At 70.0% G+C, this 21,934-nt stretch carries 26 protein-coding genes; 19 read left to right on the top strand and 7 right to left on the bottom strand.

Annotation, left to right across the window (positions count from 1 at the left end; genetic code table 11):
- Positions 1–137: 137 nt before the first annotated feature.
- The 5 genes from rplS to G5B31_RS05660 all read left to right on the top strand — a co-directional run bounded on the left by rplS (position 138) and on the right by G5B31_RS05660 (position 3,044).
- Complete coding sequence (gene rplS, locus G5B31_RS05680; protein ID WP_165014426.1) at positions 138–512, top strand: 50S ribosomal protein L19; 375 nt, start codon at positions 138–140, stop codon at positions 510–512.
- Between the two features lie 14 nt (positions 513–526).
- Positions 527–748: a 50S ribosomal protein L31 gene (rpmE, locus tag G5B31_RS05675; RefSeq protein ID WP_165014425.1), complete on the top strand. Its 222-nt coding sequence runs from the start codon at positions 527–529 to the stop codon at positions 746–748.
- Between the two features lie 213 nt (positions 749–961).
- Complete coding sequence (locus G5B31_RS05670) at positions 962–1,360, top strand: RidA family protein (RefSeq protein ID WP_240904295.1); 399 nt, start codon at positions 962–964, stop codon at positions 1,358–1,360.
- Positions 1,361–1,438: 78 nt separating this feature from the next.
- The gene (locus G5B31_RS05665; protein WP_165014424.1) at positions 1,439–2,125 is read left to right on the top strand and encodes a YafY family protein; all 687 of its coding nucleotides are present in this window, start codon (positions 1,439–1,441) and stop codon (positions 2,123–2,125) included.
- A 109-nt stretch (positions 2,126–2,234) separates the two neighbouring features.
- Positions 2,235–3,044 carry a division plane positioning ATPase MipZ gene (locus G5B31_RS05660; RefSeq protein WP_165014423.1) on the top strand — a complete coding sequence of 270 codons (810 nt, stop codon included), beginning with the start codon at positions 2,235–2,237 and terminating at the stop codon, positions 3,042–3,044.
- Here the strand turns inward: G5B31_RS05660 and G5B31_RS05655 are convergent.
- Positions 3,022–3,180, bottom strand: coding sequence for a hypothetical protein (locus tag G5B31_RS05655; RefSeq protein WP_165014422.1), 159 nt, complete (start codon positions 3,178–3,180; stop codon positions 3,022–3,024). The genes G5B31_RS05660 and G5B31_RS05655 overlap by 23 nt on opposite strands.
- 185 nt (positions 3,181–3,365) lie before the next feature.
- Between G5B31_RS05655 and G5B31_RS05650 the strand changes: the two genes are divergently transcribed.
- Positions 3,366–4,874, top strand: a complete 1,509-nt coding sequence (locus tag G5B31_RS05650) for a malonyl-CoA synthase (RefSeq protein ID WP_165014421.1) — start codon at positions 3,366–3,368, stop codon at positions 4,872–4,874.
- A gap of 127 nt (positions 4,875–5,001) precedes the next feature.
- On the opposite strand, the gene G5B31_RS05645 is transcribed toward G5B31_RS05650, so the two are convergent.
- On the bottom strand, positions 5,002–5,349 hold the full coding sequence (locus G5B31_RS05645; RefSeq protein WP_165014420.1) for a helix-turn-helix transcriptional regulator: 348 nt from the start codon (positions 5,347–5,349) through the stop codon (positions 5,002–5,004).
- Positions 5,350–5,554: 205 nt separating this feature from the next.
- On the opposite strand from G5B31_RS05645, the gene G5B31_RS05640 reads away from it, so the two are divergent.
- The 5 genes from G5B31_RS05640 (at position 5,555) to G5B31_RS05620 (ending at position 8,139) form a co-directional block, all read left to right on the top strand.
- Entirely contained in the window at positions 5,555–5,887 is a 333-nt protein-coding gene (locus G5B31_RS05640) for an AtpZ/AtpI family protein (protein ID WP_165014419.1), read from the top strand.
- 3 nt (positions 5,888–5,890) lie between these two features.
- Positions 5,891–6,703, top strand: coding sequence for a F0F1 ATP synthase subunit A (locus G5B31_RS05635; RefSeq protein WP_346763882.1), 813 nt, complete (start codon positions 5,891–5,893; stop codon positions 6,701–6,703).
- A 47-nt stretch (positions 6,704–6,750) separates the two neighbouring features.
- Positions 6,751–6,987, top strand: coding sequence for a F0F1 ATP synthase subunit C (locus G5B31_RS05630; RefSeq protein ID WP_165014418.1), 237 nt, complete (start codon positions 6,751–6,753; stop codon positions 6,985–6,987).
- A gap of 68 nt (positions 6,988–7,055) precedes the next feature.
- Positions 7,056–7,580, top strand: a complete 525-nt coding sequence (locus tag G5B31_RS05625; protein WP_165014417.1) for a F0F1 ATP synthase subunit B' — start codon at positions 7,056–7,058, stop codon at positions 7,578–7,580.
- A 4-nt stretch (positions 7,581–7,584) separates the two neighbouring features.
- Positions 7,585–8,139: a F0F1 ATP synthase subunit B gene (locus G5B31_RS05620; protein ID WP_165014416.1), complete on the top strand. Its 555-nt coding sequence runs from the start codon at positions 7,585–7,587 to the stop codon at positions 8,137–8,139.
- Between the two features lie 77 nt (positions 8,140–8,216).
- On the opposite strand, the gene G5B31_RS05615 is transcribed toward G5B31_RS05620, so the two are convergent.
- The 3 genes from G5B31_RS05615 to G5B31_RS05605 all read right to left on the bottom strand — a co-directional run bounded on the left by G5B31_RS05615 (position 8,217) and on the right by G5B31_RS05605 (position 10,717).
- Positions 8,217–8,984: an FCD domain-containing protein gene (locus G5B31_RS05615; protein WP_165014415.1), complete on the bottom strand. Its 768-nt coding sequence runs from the start codon at positions 8,982–8,984 to the stop codon at positions 8,217–8,219.
- Positions 8,985–9,082: 98 nt separating this feature from the next.
- A complete protein-coding gene (locus G5B31_RS05610; protein WP_165014414.1) occupies positions 9,083–9,736 on the bottom strand; it encodes an OmpA family protein in 654 nt (217 codons plus the stop codon).
- 141 nt (positions 9,737–9,877) lie between these two features.
- Positions 9,878–10,717: a bifunctional helix-turn-helix domain-containing protein/methylated-DNA--[protein]-cysteine S-methyltransferase gene (locus G5B31_RS05605; protein ID WP_165014413.1), complete on the bottom strand. Its 840-nt coding sequence runs from the start codon at positions 10,715–10,717 to the stop codon at positions 9,878–9,880.
- Between the two features lie 353 nt (positions 10,718–11,070).
- Here G5B31_RS05605 and nth point away from each other — a divergent pair, with 353 nt between their 5' ends.
- The 8 genes from nth to G5B31_RS05565 all read left to right on the top strand — a co-directional run bounded on the left by nth (position 11,071) and on the right by G5B31_RS05565 (position 19,170).
- Positions 11,071–11,715, top strand: a complete 645-nt coding sequence (gene nth / locus G5B31_RS05600) for an endonuclease III (RefSeq protein ID WP_165014412.1) — start codon at positions 11,071–11,073, stop codon at positions 11,713–11,715.
- Positions 11,712–12,695 (top strand): adenosine kinase, encoded by a 984-nt coding sequence (locus G5B31_RS05595; protein ID WP_165014411.1) that lies wholly within the window; start codon positions 11,712–11,714, stop codon positions 12,693–12,695. The genes nth and G5B31_RS05595 overlap by 4 nt, the downstream gene beginning before the upstream one ends.
- A 79-nt stretch (positions 12,696–12,774) precedes the next feature.
- Positions 12,775–14,208 (top strand): FAD-linked oxidase C-terminal domain-containing protein, encoded by a 1,434-nt coding sequence (locus G5B31_RS05590; protein ID WP_165014410.1) that lies wholly within the window; start codon positions 12,775–12,777, stop codon positions 14,206–14,208.
- Between the two features lie 61 nt (positions 14,209–14,269).
- Positions 14,270–15,349 carry an FAD-binding protein gene (locus G5B31_RS05585; protein WP_165014409.1) on the top strand — a complete coding sequence of 360 codons (1,080 nt, stop codon included), beginning with the start codon at positions 14,270–14,272 and terminating at the stop codon, positions 15,347–15,349.
- Positions 15,349–16,635, top strand: coding sequence for a glycolate oxidase subunit GlcF (gene glcF, locus G5B31_RS05580; RefSeq protein WP_165014408.1), 1,287 nt, complete (start codon positions 15,349–15,351; stop codon positions 16,633–16,635). Before G5B31_RS05585 ends, glcF begins: the two co-directional genes overlap by 1 nt.
- A gap of 59 nt (positions 16,636–16,694) precedes the next feature.
- Entirely contained in the window at positions 16,695–17,498 is an 804-nt protein-coding gene (locus G5B31_RS05575; RefSeq protein ID WP_165014407.1) for a serine protease, read from the top strand.
- Positions 17,495–18,307 (top strand): serine protease, encoded by an 813-nt coding sequence (locus tag G5B31_RS05570; protein ID WP_165014406.1) that lies wholly within the window; start codon positions 17,495–17,497, stop codon positions 18,305–18,307. Before G5B31_RS05575 ends, G5B31_RS05570 begins: the two co-directional genes overlap by 4 nt.
- Before the next feature lie 392 nt (positions 18,308–18,699).
- On the top strand, positions 18,700–19,170 hold the full coding sequence (locus tag G5B31_RS05565; protein ID WP_165014405.1) for an Hsp20 family protein: 471 nt from the start codon (positions 18,700–18,702) through the stop codon (positions 19,168–19,170).
- Between the two features lie 115 nt (positions 19,171–19,285).
- Here the strand turns inward: G5B31_RS05565 and G5B31_RS05560 are convergent, their stop codons facing one another.
- Both G5B31_RS05560 and G5B31_RS05555 read right to left on the bottom strand, forming a co-directional pair.
- Positions 19,286–21,325 (bottom strand): VWA domain-containing protein, encoded by a 2,040-nt coding sequence (locus G5B31_RS05560; RefSeq protein WP_165014404.1) that lies wholly within the window; start codon positions 21,323–21,325, stop codon positions 19,286–19,288.
- Positions 21,322–21,858: an RNA polymerase sigma factor gene (locus G5B31_RS05555; RefSeq protein WP_165014859.1), complete on the bottom strand. Its 537-nt coding sequence runs from the start codon at positions 21,856–21,858 to the stop codon at positions 21,322–21,324. The genes G5B31_RS05560 and G5B31_RS05555 overlap by 4 nt, the downstream gene beginning before the upstream one ends.
- Positions 21,859–21,934: the final 76 nt, after the last annotated feature.

Genomic DNA, 21,934 nt, shown 5'->3' with positions numbered 1-21,934 from the left:
GCGAAGGGGCGGCAGATCGAAAAGCAGGCGCCACCTCCGGCGGGCTCGTCGCAAGACGGGGACCCGAGAGAAGACCGGGAGCTCTGGCACGGCATCACCTCTGCGGGACCACCGCAGGCAGATATGGAGACCGGCGCATGAACCTCATCGCCCAGATCGAGGCGGAGCAGATCGCCGCCCTCGGCAAGACCATCCCCGACTTCAAGGCCGGCGACACCGTGCGCGTCGGCTACAAGGTGACCGAAGGCTCGCGCTCGCGGGTGCAGAACTACGAAGGCGTCTGCATCGGCCGCAAGGGCGGCGCCACGCTGGCCGCCTCGTTCACCGTCCGCAAGATTTCCTTCGGCGAAGGCGTGGAACGGGTGTTCCCGCTCTACTCGACCAACATCGACTCGATCGAGGTGGTCCGCCGCGGCCGCGTCCGCCGCGCCAAGCTCTACTACCTGCGCGCCCGCCGCGGCAAATCCGCCCGGATCGCCGAAGACAGCACCTACAAAGCCAAAGCCGAATAAGGAGGGCCGGAGAGATGAAAGAGGGCATTCACCCCGACTATCACTTCATCGAAGTGAAGATGACCGACGGCACCACCTACCGCACCCGCTCCACCTGGGGGAAGGAAGGCGAGACGCTGTCGCTGGACATCGACCCGCTGTCGCATCCGGCCTGGACCGGCCAGTCGGCCAAGCTGATGGACACCGGCGGCCGGGTGTCGAAGTTCAAGAACAAATACGCGGGCCTCGGCTTCTGAGCCTTTCCGCCGCGAAGGACAGGGGCGCGCCGCAGGGCGCGCCCTTTTCCGTTGGGGGAGCTCGTCGCCGGCTTCGCCGCTCCTCGCGGGGCGGCGACGGGCGCATGAAATGCGACGAGGAGCGTTTCGTCGAGCTGTGCCCATCTCTCCTGACACCACGCTGTCAGCAGCGCCGTGATCTTCCTTGCCTCCCCAAACCTGCGAGGACGCAAGATGATGAACCGCACCCCCGTCAATCCCTGGCCCTGGTCGCTGGCGCTCGGCTACAACCAGGCCGAACTGGTCGCCGGCGCCCGCCGCCAGCTGACCTGCGCCGGGCAGACCGCCGTCGATGCGACCGGCGCGCCGCAGCATCCCGGCGACATGCGCGCGCAGCTGGGGCTGGCGCTGGATAACCTCGGCCAGGTGCTGGCCGCCGCCGGGATGGGCTTTGCCGACATCACCCGGCTGATGGTCTATACCACCGATGTCGATGCCTGCATGGCCGCCTTCGACCTGCTGGGCGCCCGCCTCGGTGCCGCCGGGGCCCGCCCGCCGATGACCCTGCTCGGCGTCGGCCGCCTTGCCCTGCCCGGCCTGCTGGTCGAGATCGAGGCCACGGCGGCGGATTGACCTTCCGGCGCGGTGCTGCCGGCTTGCGCCCGGCCGGTGTGCCATGGCAAGCTTGCCCCATTCACCGGACCCCGACCGATGCGCCGCGCCGAACGTCTTTTCCGCCTCGTCCAAGAATTGCGCAGCCGGGGCGTCAGCCGGGCCGGGGATCTGGCCCGGCATCTGGAGGTCAGCCCCCGCACCGTCTACCGCGACATCGCCCATCTCCAGGCCTCGGGCCTGCCGATCGAGGGCGAGGCCGGGATCGGCTATCTGCTGCGCCCCGGCTTCGACCTGCCCAATGTTGCCTTCACCCACGACCAGATCGCCGCCCTTGCCGCCGGCCTGTCCTTCGTGGAACGCAACGGCGACGGCGACCTGGCCCTTGCTGCCCGCGAGGTGCGGGCCAAGCTGCAGGCCGGGATGCCGCAGCCCGAGGCCCGCGTCCTGGCCGATGCGCCCTATTTCGCCGTTCCCCGGCCTGCGGCGACGCCGCCCCATGCCGCCGCCCTGCGCCGGGCGATCCGCAAGCGGCGCGTGGTCCTTTTGTCCTACGCCGACGGGGCCGGCCTCCGCTCGGACCGGCGCCTCCGCCCGCTGGCGCTCTGGACCTTCGCCGAGGGCTGGATGGTCACCGGCTGGTGCGAGCTGCGACAGGATTTCCGCACCTTTCGGCTGGACCGCATCCGCAGCCTGACCCCGACCGAGGAAACCTTCGCCGAGGAAGAGGACAAGAGCCTGGCCCTGTTCCTTGCCCGCGACGCCTGCCACGGGCCGCAGGGCTGACCCGCCAAGGCCCCCTTGCCCCCGAGCCTTTCCTTGAGTAGCCCCCTTCCCCTATAGTCGCCCGGCGGAATGTCGCCGAACAGGGGACGCGCGGGGCAGGGGTTCAGGCATGGCGCATATCATCGTTGTCGGCAACGAGAAGGGGGGCTCGGGCAAGTCCACCACCTGTATGCACGTCGCCACCGCGCTGGCCCGCATGGGCCACCGGGTCGGCGCGCTGGACCTCGACCTGCGGCAGAAGACTTTCGGCCGCTATGTCGAGAACCGCCGCGCCTGGATGGCGAAATCCGGGGTGAAGCTGCCCTCGCCCGATTACCGCGACCTGCCCGAGGCCGACCCCGCCACGCTGGCGCCGGGCGAGAACCCCTTCGACCAGCGGCTGACCGCGGCGGTGGCGAACATGGACCCGGTGAAGGACTTCATCGTCATCGACTGCCCGGGCAGCCACACCCGGCTTTCGCAGGTGGCGCATTCGCTGGCCGATACCCTGGTCACGCCGATGAACGACAGCTTTGTCGATTTCGACCTGCTGGCCCGGATCGACGCCGAGACCGGCAAGGTGAAAGGCCCCTCGATCTATGCCGAGATGGTCTGGGGCGCGCGGCAGTTGCGGGCGCAGGCCGGGCTGCGGCCGATCGACTGGATCGTGCTGCGCAACCGCCTCGGCGCGCAGCAGATGCACAACAAGAAGAAGGTGGGTGCGGCGCTGGAAGATCTGTCGCGGCGGATCGGCTTCCGCGTGGCGCCGGGCTTTTCCGAACGGGTGATCTTCCGCGAGCTGTTCCCGCGCGGCCTGACGCTTCTGGACCTGAAGGACACCGGCGTCGACCAGTTGAACCTGTCGAACATCGCCGCCCGGCAGGAATTGCGCGACCTGATGGCCGCGCTGCGGCTGCCTAATGTGACAGTCCAGTTCTGAACAGCACGGCGCGGGCGACGGTGACCTGTCTCACCCCGCCCATCCGCTGCAGGCGCAGGTCGAAGGCGGATTGCGCCTCCGCCTGTTTCGGGCGGAAGAGGCCCAGCTTCTGCAGGATCGTCAGTGCCTTCGCCATGGTGCGTCTCCTTCCGTTCGCGCTTTCGATGGCCCCGTTCTGCCGCCGGAGCCGGGCAGCTTTGTGGCGGGGCGAAGGGGAAAGCGGGGCTTTCTTCGACCCTGCGGTGACAGATTGTTTCCCGGGGTTGAGCAGCCGGGGCGGAAGATGCCAGATGGCGGCAAGGACAAGAAGGGGCCGGGACCATGGCGAACATGCTCTACGACGCGCTTTTCGCGCCGCTGCGGGGGCGGGAGGGGGCGTTCCTGATCCTGGCGGACGGCAGCGCGCTGTCGGGCCGGGTGTTCCATGCCATGCTGGCGCGGGCGGCCCATGCGCTGCGGGCGGCGGGGGTGAAGCCCGGCGACCGGGTGGCGGTGCAGGTGGCGAAGTCGCCGCAGGCGCTGGCGGTCTACGGCGCGGCGGTGGCGGCGGGCGCGGTCTTCCTGCCGCTGAACACCGCCTATACCCCGGCCGAGGTGGCGTATTTCCTCGGCAACGCCACGCCGCGGGTCTTCCTCTGCGACCCCGCCCGCGAGGAAGCGCTGACGCCCGTGGCGGCTGGGCAGGGCGCGAGGCTGATGACGCTGGACGGGACGGGGCAGGGGTCCTTCGCCGAGGCAATGGAGGACCAGCCGGAGGAGATCGCGGCGGAGCCGCGGGGGCCGGAGGATCTGGCGGCGATCCTTTATACCTCGGGCACCACCGGGCGGTCGAAGGGGGCGATGCTGACGCACCGCAACCTGCTGTCGAATGCCGAGGTGCTGGCCGACCTCTGGCGCTTCACCGAAGACGACGTCCTGCTGCACGCCCTGCCGATCTTCCACACCCACGGCCTGTTCGTGGCCTCGAACATCGCGCTTTTGACCGGCGGCAGGATGATCTTCCTGCCCGGCTTCGACCTGGAGGCGGTGCTGCGCCTGATGCCGCAGGCCACCGCGATGATGGGGGTGCCGACCTTCTACACCCGGCTGCTGGACGATCCCCGCTTCACCCGCGACCTGACCGCGGGGATGCGGCTGTTCGTATCCGGCTCGGCGCCCCTGCTGGCCGAGACCCACCGGGCCTTCGAGGCGCGGACCGGCCACCGCATCCTCGAACGCTACGGCATGACCGAGACCAACATGAACACCTCCAACCCCTATGAGGGCGAGCGGCGGGCCGGGACGGTCGGCTTTCCGCTGCCCGGGGTGGACCTGCGGATCATGGCGGAGGGCGCCGAAGTGGCGCCGGGCGAGGCCGGGGTGATCGAGGTGCGCGGCCCGAACGTCTTCGCCGGCTACTGGCAGATGCCGGAGAAGACGGCGGAGGAACTGCGGCCGGACGGTTGGTTCATCACCGGCGACATCGGGAGGCGGGATGCCGAAGGTTACGTGCAGATCGTCGGCCGGGCGAAGGACCTGGTGATCTCGGGCGGCTTCAACATCTATCCGGTGGAGGTGGAGGCGGAACTGGACGCGCAGCCCGGCGTGCTGGAAAGCGCGGTGATCGGCCTGCCGCACCCGGATTTCGGCGAGGCGGTCTTCGCGGTGCTGGTGCCGCAGCCGGGCGTCACGCTGGACCCGCAGGCGGTGCTTGACGGATTGCGCGACCGGCTGGCGCGGTTCAAGCAGCCGAAGGCTGCGGTGGTGGTCGAGGCGCTGCCGCGCAACGCCATGGGCAAGGTGCAGAAGGCGGACCTGCGCAAGACCTATGCCGGGTGGTTCGCCGGCTGACGAATTTTCTCCGAAAATTCAGGCTATTGAACGGATTCCACGCCTGTTGCCGATGGCGGATCGAGTATTTGGACCAAGGTGAAAGGGCTTCATCTTGGTCCAAATACTCCCGCCGGAGGCGCAGGTTTCAACCCTCGCTGCCTTCGGAAAGCTCGCTCTCCAGGAACCGCTCGAAGGCATCCAGGTCCAGCGGCTCGAACTGGCCGAAGCCCTGCATCCAGACGGTGGCGGCGCGCATCGCGTCGGGCTCCAGCTTGCACCAGATCACCCTTCCGCGCTTCTCGCGGCTGATCAGCCCGGCTTCGGCCAGGGTCTGGAGGTGCTTGGAGATCGCGGCGAGGCTTTGCTGGAACGGCTGCGCCACGTCGGTGACAGCCATGTCGTCCTCCAGCAGCATGGTCAGGATGGCGCGGCGGGTGGGATCGGCCAGCGCGGCGAAGATGGTGTCGAGGCTGGGGGCAGGGGGCGGAGCCATGCGGCGACTATCGGGGCGCCTGGCGGATTGTCAACCGGATGGTTGAATATGCGCGGGGTGCGGGATGGGCGCGGCGGGGCTGCGACCGGCCCGATCCATGGTTACAAATCCAAGCTATATCAATGGGTTGGTTCCGGGATGCCCCTGCTTGACTCGGCCCCCTCGCGCCCCTATTACCGCCCGTGACTGCCGGAAGGGGGCATCCATGGCTTCGGAACCCGATCCTGAGCGACTGCGGGCGCTGGAACAGCGTCTTGCCGCCGCGAAGGGCAAGCCGAAGCCGGAACGTTCCCGGACGGCGAAGGGCTTCTCGCAGGGCGAGGTCGCCTACAGGATGGTGATCGAGCTGGCGACCGGCATTCTGGTCGGCGTCGGCATCGGTTACGGGCTGGATGTGCTGTTCGGCACCCTGCCCGTCTTCCTGGCGATCTTCTCCCTGGTGGGCTTTGCCGCGGGGGTGCGCACCATGCTGGGCACCGTGCGGCAGGTGCAGGAAAAGACGGACGCGGCCGAGGCCGCCGGGCGTGAGAGGGACTGAGACGTGGCGACGGGCACCGAAGAACACGGCGGCGAGGCAGGCGGTCTGGCCATCCATCCGATGGACCAGTTCATCGTCAAGCCGCTCTTCCGCGACATCGAGCCGGGCACCTGCGTCCCCGCCGACGGCATCACCGAGGGCTGCGTCAAGTGGTATGAGGTGACCAACGTTACACTGTGGATGGGCATCGCCGTCCTGGTGCTGATCGGTCTCTTCGTGCTGTCCACCCGGCATCGGGGCATCGTGCCCTCGCGGCTGCAATCGGTGGCCGAGCTGTTCTACGGCTTCATCCACAACATGGTCGAGGAAGTGACCGGCCACGAGGGCGCGAAGTTCTTCCCCTATGTGATGACGTTGTTCATGTTCATCTTCCTGGCCAACATCCTGGGCCTGATCCCGATGAGCTTCACCACCACCTCGCATATCGCGGTGACGGCGGTGCTGGCGATGATGGTGTTCCTGACCGTCACCCTGGTCGGCTTCTGGCGCAAGGGCATCGGCTTCCTGTCGATGTTCTGGGTCTCTTCGGCGCCGCTGATCCTGCGGCCGGTGCTGGCAGTGATCGAGGTGATCTCCTATTTCGTGCGCCCGCTGTCGCACTCCATCCGTCTCGGCGGCAACCTGATGGCGGGCCACGCCGTGATCAAGGTCTTCGCGGGCTTCGCCGGCGTGATGGGCGTTGCCTCCATCGTTCCGATCGCCGGGATCGCCGCGGTCTACGGGCTGGAAGTCCTCGTCGCGGCCGTCCAGGCCTATGTCTTCACCATTCTGACCTGCGTCTATCTTCGCGACGCGGTGGGCGACGCCCATCACTAAGGTCCGATACCCAACCTCAAGCCATTCCAATCCATAGGAGAATCATCATGGAAGGCGAACTCGCGCTCCTCGGCAAATACATCGGTGCCGGCCTGGCGACCATCGGTCTCGGCGGCGCCGGCATCGGCGTGGGCCACGTCGCCGGCAACTTCCTGGCGGGCGCCCTGCGCAATCCCTCGGCCGCTGCCAGCCAGACCGCGACCCTCTTCGTCGGCATCGCCTTCGCGGAAGCCCTCGGGATCTTCTCGTTCCTGATCGCGCTCCTGCTGATGTTCGCCGTCTGATCTTCCAGGCCTGATTTCCGGGCCAGTCCATGGGCTGGCCCTGGTTCCAAGGGTTCAGGAGAGACGACATGGCAACCGACGCAACTGCCGAGGCGGGAAAGTCAGCGGGCCTGCCCCAGCTGGATTTCACGACTTGGCCGAACCAGATCTTCTGGCTTCTGGTCACGCTGGTCGTGATCTACCTCGTGCTGTCCAAGGTGGCCCTGCCGCGCATCGGCGCGGTGCTGGCCGAGCGCAAGGGCACGATCACCAACGACTTGGCGGCGGCGGAAGAGCTGCGGCAGAAGGCGGTGGAGGCCGAGCGGGCGTTCAACGAGGCGCTGGCGACGGCGCGGGCCGAGGCGGCGAAGATCGTCGCGGCGGCCAAGGCCGACATCCAGAAGGACCTGGATGCCGCCACCGCCAAGGCGGATGCCGAGATCGCGGCCAAGGCGGCGGACTCGGAAGGCAAGATCGCCGAGATCCGCGCCGGTGCGCTGGAGGCGGTGGAAGCCGTCGCCAAGGACACCGCCAGGGAACTGGTGACGGCGCTCGGCGGCTCTGCGGATGCGCGGGCGGTCACGGCGGCGGTTTCCGCCCGGCTGAAAGGGTGAGGCGATGAAGAAGCTTTCGGTTCTTTTCGCGCTGGCGGGTTCCCCGGCCCTTGCGGCCTCCGGCCCGTTCTTCAGCCTGCAGAACACCAACTTCGTGGTGCTGGTGGCCTTCCTGCTCTTCGTCGGCTTCCTGGTCTACATGGGCGTGCCGAAGATGCTGGCCGGGATGCTGGACAAGCGCGCGGCCACCATCAAGGCCGAGCTGGACGAGGCCCGCGCCCTGCGCGAGGAGGCCAAGTCGGTGCTGGCCTCCTACGAGCGCAAGCAGAAGGAAGTGGCCGAGCAGACCGAGCGCATCATCTCGACCGCGAAGGAAGAGGCGATGGCGGCGGCCAAGCAGGCCAAGGCCGATCTGCAGGCCTCCATCGCCCGGCGCCTGGCCGCGGCCGAGGACCAGATCGCCAGCGCCGAGGCGGCCGCGATCAAGCAGGTGCGCGAGCGCGCGGTTGCAGTGGCGGTGGCTGCGGCGGGCGACGTGCTGGCCAAGCAGATGACCGCGGACAGCGCTGCGGCCTCCATCGACGAGGCCATCGCCCAGGTGGATGCCAAGCTGCACTGAGCCTTCGGGCCGCATGATACCGAGACCCCGGTGCCGCAGGGCGCCGGGGTTTTCGATTTTTCGGCGAAAAATCGAGATCAGCGCGCGTTTTCGTGGTCCAGCCGCTGGCGGGCGATGGCCTCGTTCCGCTCGGCCCGCAGCACGTCCTGGAAGCTCTGCTCGACATAGCTCAGATGCGCCTCCACCGCGGCGCGGGCGGCGGCGGCGTCGCGAGACTGCAGCGCCCGGTCGATTGCCCGGTGCTGCTCCAGCAGCAGGTCGCGGGTGGTGCGGTTGCGGAACAGCATCCGGCGGTTGTAGAACACGCCCTGCCGCAGCAGATCGAACATCGAGCGCATCATGTGCAGCATGATGACGTTGTGGCCGGCTTCGATGATCGCCATGTGGAACTCGGCGTCGAGCGCCGCCTCGTCGGCGGGGTCGCGTTTCAGATGCGCGGCCTCCATCCGGGCGAGGATCGCGCCGATCACCTTCAGGTCGGTGTCCGATCCGTGCCGCGCCGCACGTTCGGCGGCCAGCCCCTCGATGTCGCGGCGGAAGGCGAGGTAGTCGAAGACCGCCTCCTCGTGGCCGGCGAAAAGCCGGGTCAGCGCCGGCGGGAAGGCGGGGGCAAGCGTCTCGGAGACGAAGACGCCGGAGCCGGCCTTGCTGGACAGCAGGCCGCGGTCGGAAAGCTCGGCGATGGCCTCGCGCAGCGAGGGGCGCGAGACGTCCAGCCGCGCGGCTAGGTCGCGTTCGGCCGGCAGGCGTTCGCCGGGACGCAGGATGCCGCGCAGGATCAGCTGCTCGATCTGGCGGACGACCGAGGCCGAAAGCTTCTCCGGCGTGACTTTCTGGAACGGCATGGCACCCCCGCGGCTGGTGCGAAAATATGGCCGCCTCGCCCGGGGTCAATGGAAAAGGGGCCGGAAGACCGGCCCCTTTCGCGCGGATGCGGGCGGGATCAGGCCGTCGGCCGGATGATGATCTCGACCCGGCGGTTCTTGGCGCGGCCCTCGGGCGAGAGGTTCGAGGCGACCGGCTGGTCCTCGCCGCGGCCATAGGCGGTGATGCGGCCGTTCGGCACGCCGCTTTCGCGCAGGATGTTGGCGACCGAGACGGCGCGGCGCTGCGACAGGTCCTGGTTGTAGGCGGCCGAGCCGGTGTTGTCGGTATGGCCGATCACCTCGACCCGGCTGTTGGGGTATTTCACCAGGCTGGCGGCGACGGTCTTGATGTCGCGGGTCAGGTCGGGGCGCAGGCTGGCGCTGTCGGTGGCGAAGAGCAGGTCCTGCGGCATGTTCACCACCAGGTAGTCGCCGTGGTTGGTGACCGAGATGTTCGACGACAGCGAGCCGCGCAGTTCGGCGGCCTGGCGGTCGAGGTCGGCGCCGATCAGCGCGCCGGTGCCGGCGCCGATGGCGCCGCCGATCAGCGCGCCCTTCAGCTCGTCGCCGTCGCCCGAGGCGGCGACGCCCGCTGCGGCGCCCAGAAGGCCGCCCACGACGGCGCCGCTCTTGGTGCGGGCGTTGGGGTCGTTGGGATAGGCATTGGGATCGACGCAGGCCGTCAGGGTCAGGAGGCCGGCCGCAGCCAGCAGGATCGGGGTCTTGGTCATGGATACGCTCGTTGCCAGTTGTTCTGGCCCGGTGCTCCGGGCTTGGCCTCAGCCTATAACATGCGCGGGCGGGACGGCACAGGGGCAAGCCCCGATGCGCGGGGTTCTGCCGAGCGCCGCGCCGGTCACATCCTTGTGCGGTCACATCCCGGTCCGCGCCGCCTCCCAGGCCAGCATGGCGCGCTTGCGCGGGAGCCCCCAGTGATAGCCGCCGAGCGCGCCGTCGCGGCGGATGGCGCGGTGGCAGGGGATCAGGAAGGAGATCGGGTTCCTGCCGACCGCCGTTCCCACCGCCCGGTGCGCCGCCGGATGGCCGATGGCGCCGGCGATGTCGGCATAGGTGGTGACATGGCCGGTGGGGATGGCCAGCAGCGCCTCCCAGACCTTGATCTGGAACGGCGCGCCGATCAGGTGCAGCGGCGCGCGGCGGCCCTCGCCGGCGCCGAAGGCGGCCTCGGCCCAGGGGGCCAGGGCGGTGGGGTCCTCGGTGAAGGTCGCGCGGGGCCAGCGGCGGGTCATGTCCTCCATTGCCGCCTCGGCCCCGCGGTCGTCGGCAAAGCCGATGCCGCAGATGCCCTTGGCGGTGCCCATCACCAGCGCCTGCCCGAAGGGGCTGTCGAACCAGCCCCAGCGGATCTCCAGCCCTTCGCCGCCGCGGGCATAGTCGCCGGGGCTCATCGCCTCCCAGGTCAGGAACAGGTCGTGCAGGCGGCCGGTGCCGGAGAGGCCGAGTTCATGCGCCGTCTCCAGCGTGGTGTGGCGTTCGGCCAGCAGGCGGCGGGCGTGGCCGAGCGTCAGGTATTGCTGATAGCGCTTGGGCGAGACGCCGACCCACTGGCTGAAGGTGCGCTGGAAATGCGCCGGGCTCATGTTCATCCGGGCGGCGAGGCCGTCCAGGGTGAGGCCCGGAGGGGCCTCGTCGATCACCCTCAGGGCGCGGCCGATCACGGCGTAATGGTAGGCGGGGGACTGGTCGGTCATGGCGGAACTCCTTGTCAGTGAAGATAGGAGGGGTGAAGGATGTCCGCGACCCGTTTCCTGCGGCTAAGAGGCTGGCCCATCTGGACCGGGCGGGAAAAGGCGAGGCGCTGCCTCGCCGCCGCCCGTGCGCGGCGGCTGCACCCGAAAACGGTGGGGCATGAAACCCCGAGAGGCCAGCGCCCGACCGGGCGGGCGTGAAGCGCCCGCCAGGGGGCGGGCGGGCGCTGGCCGGGCCATTGAGGCCCGGCCGGTCCTGGTCGAACCGTGGCGATGTGGCGAAGGCACGCGCCTTCGCCAAGACGGTCTTCCACCCCCACCTTGCCGCCGCTGCGCATTCGTGCTGGAAACGACCCATGGTCAGGCAGCTCGAATACCCCGCCATGAAGGCCCTGTTCACCCGGTTCCGCGAGGCGGAGGCCGAGCCGAAGGGCGAGTTGGAACATCTCAACGCCTTCACCCTGCTGGTGGCGGTGGCGCTGTCGGCGCAGGCCACCGACAAGGGCGTGAACCGGGCCACCCGCGCCCTCTTCGCCATCGCCGACACGCCGGAGAAGATGCTGGCCCTGGGCGAGGCGGCGCTGACCGATTACATCAAGACCATCGGCCTTTACCGCAACAAGGCCAGGAACGTCATCCGGCTTTCCCAGCGGCTGATCGAGGTCTACGGCGGTGAGGTCCCCTCCTCCCGCGCGGCGCTGATGTCGCTGCCGGGGGTGGGGCGCAAGACCGCGAACGTGGTGCTGAACATGTGGTTCCGCCTGCCCGCCCAGGCGGTGGACACCCATATCTTCCGCGTCGGCAACCGCACCGGCATCTGCCCCGGCAAGGACGAAACCGCGGTCGAACGCGCCATCGAGGACAACGTCCCGGCCGAGTTCCAGCAGCACGCCCACCACTGGCTGATCCTGCACGGCCGCTATATCTGCTTGGCACGCAAGCCGAGATGCGGCATCTGCCCGATCCGGGAATGGTGCCTATACGAGGACAAGACGACATGAAGACCTATCAGGTGGTGGGCATCGGCAACGCGATCGTGGATGTCTTCTCGACCGCGGACGACACATTCCTGGACCTGATGGGCATCGGGAAGGGCATCATGCAGCTGGTCGAGCGCGAGCGGGGCGAGATGCTCTACGCCGCGATGAAGGACCGGCGGCAGGCGCCCGGCGGCTCGGTCGCCAATACCATCGCCGGGATCGGCGCGCTCGGGCTGTCGACGGCCTTCATCGGCCGGGTGCACGACGACGCGCTCGGCCGGTTCTACGCCCAGACCATGGCGGCCGAGGGCACCGATTTCGTCAATGCCCCGGTGCCGGGGGGCGAGCTGCCGACCTCGCGCAGCATGATCTTCGTCTCGCCGGACGGCGAGCGGTCGATGAACACCTACCTGGGGATCTCCTCGGAGCTCGGCCCCGACGACGTGTCGGAAAGCGTGGCGGGCGGGGCGGGCATCCTGTTCCTGGAGGGCTATCTCTACGACAAGGACAAGGGCAAGCAGGCCTTCGAGCGGGCGGCGCGGCTGACCCGCGCCGGCGGCGGCAAGGCCGGGATCGCGCTTTCCGATCCGTTCTGCGTCGACCGCCATCGCGACAGCTTCCGCCGGCTGGTGAAGGAACTGGACTACGTGATCGGCAACGAACACGAATGGACCTCGCTCTATCAATGCGACCTGTCGGCGGCGCTGGAGCAGGCGGCGGCGGATGCAGGCACGGTGGTCTGCACCCGGTCCGGCCACGACGTGGTGCTGGTGCGCGGCGACGAGCAGGTGGTGGTGCCGGTCCGGCGCGTGGTGCCGGTGGATGCCACCGGCGCAGGCGACCAGTTCGCCGCCGGCTTCATCTACGGCTTGGCCACCGGCGCCCCGCTGGAGGTGGCGGGCCGCATGGGCTGCGTCGCCGCGGCCGAGGTGATCGGCCATTTCGGCGCCCGGCCCGAGGTGGAGGTGATGGCGCTGTTCCGCAAGGCCGGGCTGGTCTGACCGTTTCGGCGGGGAAATCCCGCAGTTGTTCATGGCCGGAAGTGGTTATATGATCTGACCAATTCACCGGGGATCAGCCATGGACATGCCGTCGCCCGACGCCAGCATCCTTGCCCGCAAGGCCCGCATCTTGGCGCGGCTGGCCGCTGTCCTGCCGAAAGACGCGCTGATCGGCGACGAGGCCGAGACCCGGGCCTACGAATGCGACGCGCTATCCGCCTATCGCTGCCTGCCGCTGGCCGTGGTGCTGCCGCGGACGACCGCCGAGGTCTCGGCCGCGCTGCGGGTCTGCCATGAGGAGGGCGTCCCGGTCGTGCCCCGCGGCGCCGGCACCTCTCTGGCCGGGGGCGCGATGCCGACGGCGGATTCGGTGATCCTCGGCCTTGCGCGGATGACCGCGGTGCTGGAGACCGATTACGACAACCGCTTCGTCCATGTCGAGACCGGGCGGACCAACCTCTCCGTCACCGGCGCGGTGGAGGCGGAGGGGTTCTTCTACGCCCCCGACCCCTCCAGCCAGCTGGCCTGCGCCATCGGCGGCAACATCGCCATGAATTCCGGCGGGGCGCATTGCCTGAAATACGGGGTGACGACCAACAACCTCTTGGGGGTGCGGCTGGTGCGGATGGATGGCACCGTGATCACCCTGGGCGGACCCTGGGGCGAGCCTTCGGGACTGGACCTGCTGGGCGTGGTCTGCGGCTCCGAAGGGCAGCTCGGCGTGGTGACCGAGGCCTGGCTGCGCATCCTGCCGAAGCCCGAGGGCGCGCGGCCGGTGCTGGCGGGGTTCTCCTCGAACGAGGTGGCAGGGGCCTGCGTGGCCGACATCATCCGGGCGGGCATCCTGCCGGTGGCGATCGAGTTCATGGACCGCCCCTGCATCCGCGCCTGCGAGGCCTTTGCCCGCGCCGGCTACCCGGAGTGCGAGGCGCTGCTGATCATCGAGGTCGAGGGGTCGGAGGCCGAGATCGCCGAGCAGCTGGGGCGCATCCGCCAGATCGTGCTGGCCCACGACCCGGTGGAGTTCCGCGAGGCCGGCGACGAGGACGAGGCCCGCCGCATCTGGCTGGGCCGCAAGTCGGCCTTCGGCGCCATGGGGCAGATCAACGACTACATGTGCCTGGACGGCACCATCCCGGTTTCCGCCCTGCCGCTGGTGCTGCGGCGGATCGGCGAGATGAGCCGCGACTTCGGGCTGGAGGTCGGCAACGTCTTCCACGCCGGCGACGGCAACATGCACCCGCTGATTCTCTACGATGCCAACAGGCCCGGCGATCTGGAGCGCTGCGAGGCCTTCGGGGCCGAGATCCTGAAGCTCTGCGTCGAGGTGGGCGGTTGCCTGACCGGCGAGCATGGCGTGGGGATCGAGAAGCGCGACCTGATGGGGGTGCAGTTCTCGGCCGCTGATCTGGAGGCGCAGATGCGGGTGAAGGATGTGTTCGATCCGGGCTGGCTGCTGAACCCGGCGAAGGTGTTTCCGCTGGCGGCAAGTGCCGGGCGGCGCGCGGGTTGAAAGCGCCGGGGGCCAGCCCCCGGACCCCCGGAGTATTTTTGTCGAAAGGAAGACAGGGGACATGCGCCCGGCAAGCGAAGCGGAACTGGCGGAGGCGGTGGCCGGGTCGGTGGGGCCTCTGGTGATCCGTGGCGGCGCGACGCGGTTTGTCGGCGGTGCAGAGGGGGAGGTGCTGCAAACCTCTGGCCTTGCCGGCGTGGTCCTCTATGAGCCGGCGGCGCTGACGCTGGTGGTGCGGGCGGGGACGCCGCTGGCCGAGGTGGAGGCGCTGCTGGCGTCCGAGCGGCAGCGGCTGGCCTTCGAGCCGCCGGACCTGCGGGGGCTGCTAGGGCGCGAGGGGGTGTCGACCATCGGCGGGGTGGCGGCGGCCAATGCCAGCGGCCCAAGGCGGGTGCAGGCGGGGGCTTGCCGCGATGCGATGATCGGGGTGCGCTTCGTCACCGGCCGCGGCGAGGTGGTGAAGAACGGCGGCCGGGTGATGAAGAACGTCACCGGCTACGATCTGGTGAAGCTGATGGCCGGCAGCCATGGCGTCCTCGGGGTGCTGAGCGAGGTCTCCTTCAAGCTGCAGGCGATGCCGGAGGCGGAGGCGACGCTGGTGCTGGAGGGGCTGGACGATGCCGCCGGGCTGGCGGCGCTGCGCCGGGCGCTCGGCTCGCCCTTCGATGTTTCGGGCGCGGCGCGGGTGGCCGGGCGCTCGCTCTTGCGGGTCGAGGGGATGGCGGGGTCGGTCTCCTATCGCCTCGGGCGGTTGCGGCAGATGCTGGCGGGGGATGCGACGGTGCTGGAGGGGACCGCAAGTGCCGCACTGTGGCGGGAGGTGCGGGAGGTGACGGCGCTGGCCGGCAGGCCGGGCGACCTGTGGCGGCTGGCGCTGGTGCCCTCGGCGGCGGCGGAGGTAGCGGCGGCGGTCGGCGGCGAGGCGGTGTTCGACCGCGGCGGCGGGCTGGTCTGGCTGCTGCTGCCGGAGGGGCAGGGGGAGGCGCTGCGGACGGCCATCGCCGGGCGCGGGCAGGCCGCGCTGATCCGGGGCGCCGGGGCCTCGCCCTTCGCACCGGAGGCGGCGGAGGTGGCGGCCCTGTCCGCCGGGCTGAAGGCCGCGTTCGATCCGCGCGGCATCCTGAACCGGGGGTTGATCTGATGCAGACCTCCTTCACCCCCGAGCAGTTGCAGGACCCCGGCATCGCCCGGGCGAACGAGATCCTGCGGGCCTGCGTCCATTGCGGCTTCTGCACCGCCACCTGCCCGACCTATCAGGTGCTCGGCGACGAACTCGATAGCCCCCGCGGCCGCATCTACCTGATCAAGGACATGCTGGAGGCCGGGCGGCCCGCCGACGAGAAGACGGTGAAGCACATCGACCGCTGCCTGTCTTGCCTCGCCTGCATGACCACCTGCCCGAGCGGGGTGCATTACATGCATCTGGTCGACCACGCCCGGGCGCATGTGGAGCGGACCTATCGGCGGCCGCTGATGGACCGGCTGCTGCGGGCGGTGCTGGCGCGGCTATTGCCCTATCCCGAGCGGTTCCGGCTGGCGCTTTTCGCCGCCAGGCTGGCGCGGCCGGTCCGGCGGCTGGTGCCGGATGCGCGGGTCAGGGCGATGCTGGAGATGGCGCCGAAGCGCATTCCGCCGGTCAGCCGCAACGACGATCCGCAGGTCTTCCCGGCGGAAGGCGCGGCAAGGATGCGGGTGGCGCTGCTGACCGGCTGCGCGCAGAAGGCGCTGGACACCGACATCAACGATGCCACCATCCGGCTGCTGCGAAGGCTGGGCTGCGAGGTGGTGGTGGCGAAGGGCCAAGGCTGCTGCGGGGCGCTTACCCACCACATGGGCAAGGAGGCGCTGGCCCACACCTCTGCCGCCGCCAATATCCGCGCCTGGATGGCCGAGAAGCGCGGGGCGGGGCTGGATGCGGTGGTGATCAACACCTCCGGCTGCGGCACCACGGTGAAGGACTATGGCCACATGTTCCGCAACGATCCCCTCGCCGAAGATGCGGCCACGGTGGCCGGAATGGCGAAGGATGTCAGCGAGCTGCTGGTCAGGCTGGGCCTGCCCGAGGGCGCCCCGAAGGGCCTGCGGGTGGCCTATCACGCCGCCTGCTCCCTGCAGCACGGCCAGCAGGTGAAAGCCGCGCCGAAGGACTTGCTGAAGCGGGCGGGCTTCGAGGTGGTGGAGCCGGCGGACAGCCACCTCTGCTGCGGCTCGGCCGGGACCTACAACCTGTTGCAGCCGGAGATCAGCGCCGAGTTGAAGCGGCGCAAGGTGGCGACGCTGGAGGCCAAGGCGCCGCAGGTGATCGCTGCCGGCAACATCGGCTGCATGATGCAGATCGGATCGGGCACCGGCGTGCCGGTGGTGCATACCGTGGAACTGCTGGACTGGGCCACCGGCGGGCCGAGGCCGCGGGCGCTGGCGGAGTGACCCGCCACAAAAGTGCCCGAATTTTCCCCTAGCCCGCAGGGACACCAGCAGGAGACGCCATGCGCCCGATCTTCGCCCTCGTCCTCGCGCTCCTGGCGGCCCCTGCGACGGCCCCCGCGATTGCCGAGGACAGCGGGCTGGTGGGGATGCTGACGGCGGACGACGCCCGCGGCTGGGAGTCGGTCGGCAAGCTGATGATGGGGCGGCGGGGCTTCTGCACCGGGGTGCTGATCGACCCGCAGCGGGTGCTGACCGCGGCGCATTGCCTTTACGACAAGGAGACCGGCGCGCGGACGCCGGACGACCAGATCAGCTTCCAGGCCGGCTGGCGCAACGGAAGGGCCGAGGCCTATCGCGGCGTCCGCCGATCCGTGCCGCATCCCGACTACATCTATTCCGGCGAGGACGAGATGGAGCGGGTGGCCTATGACCTTGCGCTGCTGGAGCTGGACCAGCCGATCCTGCTGCCGCAGCTGCCGCCCTTCGCCACCGACGTGCGGCCCGGCACCGGCGCCACCGTCAGCGTGGTCAGCTATGCGATGGACCGCGCCGAGGTGCCCTCGATCCAAGAGGGCTGCGCGGTCATCGCCTCCACCCGGCCGGCGCTGATCCTGTCCTGCGACATCGACTTCGGCTCCTCCGGCGCGCCGGTGTTCTCGGTCGAGGGCGGGGTGGCGCGGGTGGTCTCGGTGATCTCGGCCAAGGCCGAGATGGAGGGCCGGAAGGTGGCGCTGGCGGTGCCGCTGGAGGAGCCGCTGAAGGTGCTGGAGGCCGAGATGGCGAAGGAAGGCGCAGGCCGCGCCGCCGGGGTCCGGGTGATCAAGGGCGGGCTTTCGGGCGGCGCCAAGTTCGTCTCGCCATGAGGTTTGCGGTCCTGCTGGCAGCCCTGGCAGCGCCGGCGGCGGCCGACAATACCGGCCTGGAGCCACTGACCCGGCGCGAGCAGTTGCTGGGCTGGGAGGCGGTGGGGCGGCTGGACCTCGGCGGCGGCAATTTCTGCACCGGCACGCTGATCGCCACCGACCTGGTGCTGACCGCGGCGCATTGCGTCCATGGCGCGGACGGCCAGCCCGAGGACCCGGGGCGGATGGTCTTCCGCGCCGGCTATGCCGGGGGCGAGGCCATCGCGGAATCGCTGGTGCGGCGGGTGGCGGTGCTGCCGGGTTATGATCCGCTGTCGCCGGTGTCGCAGCGGAACGTGCAGAACGACGTGGCGCTGCTGCAGCTGACCTCGGCGATCCCGGCGGCGGTGGCGGCGCCCTTCGTGGTGAAGGCGCCGGGCACGGGCGATGCGGTCTCGGTGGTCTCCTACGCCGTGGGGCGCGAGGAGATGCTGAGCTGGCAGCGCGAATGCCGGGTGCTGGAGCGGTCGGGGCCGCTGGTGGCGCTGGATTGCGACGTGACCTTTGGCGCCTCGGGCGCGCCGGTGCTGGACCGGAGCGGTGGACGGGCGCAGATCGTGGCGATCATCTCGGCGGGTGGGCCGACCGAGCGCGGGCAGCTGGCCTTCGGGATGGAACTGCCGGGCGCGGTGGCGGCGCTGAAGAAGCAGCTGGCGACCGGGCAGGCGCTGGTCGGAATCTCCGAGCCGGTGTCCCGGCCCGGCGTCCGCCGGATCGGCACCGGCGACGGCAGCAGCCGCGACATCGGCGCGAGGTTCGTCTCGCCGTAGGGGCGGTCCCGGGCTTGACCCAAACGCTTCCGCTCGGGCCGGCGGTCTCGCAGGGTGGGGGCGACCCTACCACCGCCGGCTGCCTTGGCGAAGGCCATCGCCTTCGCCACCGCGCACCGTTTCAACCGGGACCGGCCGGGCCTCAAAGGCCCGGCCAGCGCCCGCGGCCACCGTCTCCGGGCGAACCCATCCGCACGGGCGGGGGCGAGACAGCGCCTCGCCTTCTCCCGCCCGCCTCCGCGTCGCAGAAGCTCGTCCCCCGGGGGTCTTGAATCCCCGCCCCGCCTTCCCCAGATCATCCGCATCCGGGCGCCACGACAGGGCCCGGGGAACCCGCCCGGCCCCGCGATGGGGCGGGCACCAGACGCATCGCTTTCGTGAAAGGATGACCCATGCGCAGCTTCGATTTCGCTCCGCTCTACCGTGCCACCGTCGGCTTCGACCGGGTGGCCGACCTGATGGATCGGGTGCTGTCGGCCGATGTGGCCCAGCCGACCTATCCGCCCTACAACATCGAGAAGACCGCCGAGGATGCCTATCGCATCTCGATCGCAGTCGCGGGCTTCACGCCCGAGGAACTGTCGGTCGAGGTGAAGGACGGCCATCTCTACGTCGCCGCCCGCAAGGCCGAGGCCGACGCCGAGAAGACCTACCTGCACCGCGGCATCGCCACCCGCGCCTTCGAGCGCCGCTTCGCGCTGGCCGACCATGTGAAGGTGACGGGCGCGTCCCATGAACACGGGATGCTGCACATCGACCTGGCCCGGGAAATCCCCGAGGCCGCCCGTCCGCGCCGGATCGAGATCTCCCGGCCGGCCGAGGCCGCCCCGGCCATCGAAGCCAAGGCCGAAACGGTGAACTGATCCCGTCCGACGGATGAGGAAGGCCCGGGCATCGCCGCCCGGGCCTTTTTCTTTTGCTCCTCGTGCGCTTCGCTTCTCGTCGCCGACGACAAGCCGAAGGCGAAGGAGGAGGGGCTCAGCGGTCCAGCGTGGCCGCCAGCCGCATCAGGTTCACCGCCTCGATGCGGTAGCCGTAGGGGTCCTCGCCCCGGGCCGACAGCGCCAGCTCCACCGCCTGGTCCCACCCCCAGTCGCCCAGATAGACCGACCCTTGCAGCAACTGGCCGAAGCCGGCGACGGCGGCGGCGAAGCGGGCCTCGTCGGTGGCGGGCTCCTGCCCGGTGATCGGCGTCTCGATCAGCTGGCTGTCCTCGGCCCCCGGCGCCTTCCAGCGCAGCCGCAGGAAGCCGAGTTCCCCTTCGGTCGGCCCGGCCGGGGCCGCGCCATAGCGCAGCGGGTCGTTCAGCAGCGCGTCCGACCCCGGGGCCGTCACCTCGTAGATCGCCGTCACCTGCAGCCCGGCGCCGATCTCGCCCGCGTCCACCTTGTCGTTGTTGAAATCCTCGCGCTTCAGCGCCCGGGTCTCGTAGCCGATCAGCCGGTATTCCGCGACCTGCGCCGGGTTCCATTCGACCTGCACCTTCACATCCTCGGCGATGGCGAAGAGCGCGCCGGTCAGCTGGTCCACCAGCACCTTCCGCGCCTCGGACAGCGTGTCGATATAGGCGGCCTGGCCGTTGCCGTTCTGCGCCAGCGCCTGCATCGTGGCATCGTCCAGGTTGCCGCGCCCGAAGCCAAGGACCGAGAGATACACCCCGTCCTGCGCGCGCTTCTTCGCCACATAGGCCGTCAGCCCCTCGGGGTCCGACACGCCGACGTTGAAGTCGCCGTCGGTCGCCAGCAGGATGCGGCTGACCTCGCCTTCCGCCTGCATCCCCTTCGCCACCTGATAGGCCAGTTCCAGCCCCTCCGCCCCGGCGGTGGAGCCGCCGGCGGTCAGGTTGTCCAGCGCGGCAAGGATGGCGTCGCGGTCGGCGGCCTTGGTCGGCGGCAGCACCTGACCGGCGGACCCGGCGTAGGTGACGATGGAGATTTCGTCCTCGGGCCGCAGTTCCGGCAGCATCAGCGCCAGCGACTGTTTCAGCAGGCCCAGCTTGTTGGGGTCCTCCATCGACCCGGAGGTGTCGATCAGGAACACCAGGTTCAGCGGCGGCCGCGCCTCGGTCTCCGGCAGGGCGCCTTGCAGCCCGATGGTCACCAGCCGCGTGCCCTCGTTCCAGGGCGTCGGCATCACCGAGACGGTGGTGCGGAAGGCCTGGCCGGGTTCCGGCACCGGGTAGGCATAGGGGAAGTAGTTCACCATCTCCTCGACCCGCACCTGCTCGGGCGTTGGCAGCATCCCCATGTTCAGGGTCGACCGCACGATGGCGTAGCTGGCGGTGTCGACATCGGTCGAGAAGGTGGAGACCGGCTCCTCGGCGGTGATCTTCACCGGGTTGGCCTCGGCGGTGGAATATTCCTCGGTGTCCGGCAGCGGCAGCGGCTGGATGTCGGGAACCGGGGCCGGGGCGGCGGCGGGTGCAGCCAGATAGGGTGCGCCCGCTTCCTCGGCCATGATCCCGTCGGCTGCGCGTTCCTTCCTGACCCGGGGCTGGCCGCCGGAGCCCAGGTCGGCCTCCGCCTCGGCGACGACCGCGGCCGCATCGGCCCCGGCCGGAGCCTCGACCGCCGGGGCGGCGTCGGCGGAAGGTTCGGCGGGCTGGTCCGGGGCCGGGGCGGCAAGGCGCGCGTCGTCCTCGGCCGGGGCAGCGGCGGTCCCTGCCGGTGCGGGGACCGGGACCGGCGCCGTGGGGGCTTCGGTCTTGGGGGCCACCGGCGGGGTGTTGTTGCGGGTGGCGGGCAGGATGACGGCCACGCCGATCACCAGCGCCGCGACGGAGGTGGAGGCCGCAAGGGCGGGCCGGGAGGTGAGGAAATTCAGCATGGAAAGCACTCCGTTCAGGAACCCCGCCCTTTGCGGGCGGTCCTGACTGGAACGCGAAGGCGCGGTGCTTCCTTGGAGGCGGTCGAAATTTTCCATCGCCAGCTTCAGCGCGGCCTCGCGGGCCTGCGGATCGGCGGCGGGAGCGGCGCGCAATGCCGCCTTGAGGGCCTTGAGATCGAGGTCGTCGCTCATTTCGCTTCCTCCGCGGCCATGGCCTTCAGCCGCTTCTTCACCTCCGACATGCGCCAGGCGATGGTGCCTTCCGAAACCCCGAGGACTGCGCCCGCCTCGGCCTGGGTCATCTCTTCCCCGAGGACAAGCGCCACCGTGTCGCGCAGTTCCGGCGACAGCCGCCGCATCGAGACGGTCAGCCAGTCCAAGGCTTCCGCCTGGGTGGCGATCTCGTCCTGCCGGGCGATCTCCCAGTCGCCCCAGCCCTGCGCAGCCCTGGCCCGCGTGGCCTGCCGCCGCCGCAGGTCGTGCGCGGCGTTGACCACCACGCGGTAAAGCCAGGTGGTGAAGCGCGCCTCGGCCCGCCAGCCGCGCAGCTTGGCGGGCAGGGCGGCGCAGATGTCCTGGGTCAGGTCCTCGGCCTCGGCCTTGCTGCCGGTCAGCCGCCAGGCCAGGCCGTGAATGCGGTCGTAGTGGCGCGCGACCAGCGTGGCGAAGGCCGCGCGGTCGCCCTGCGCGGCGGCAAGTCCAAGGGTTTCGTCGGCCGTGTCCATCAGCATGATGGATAGCAGACGCGCGGGCGGCGGCAATCCTTGGGCCGCGCGGGGCCGATTTCCTCTCTCCGCCGAT

It is taken from the genome of Rhodobacter sp. SGA-6-6 (assembly GCF_011043545.1).
Classification (GTDB): Bacteria; Pseudomonadota; Alphaproteobacteria; order Rhodobacterales; family Rhodobacteraceae; genus Pseudogemmobacter.
This window is presented reverse-complemented; position numbering and strand designations above follow the sequence as displayed.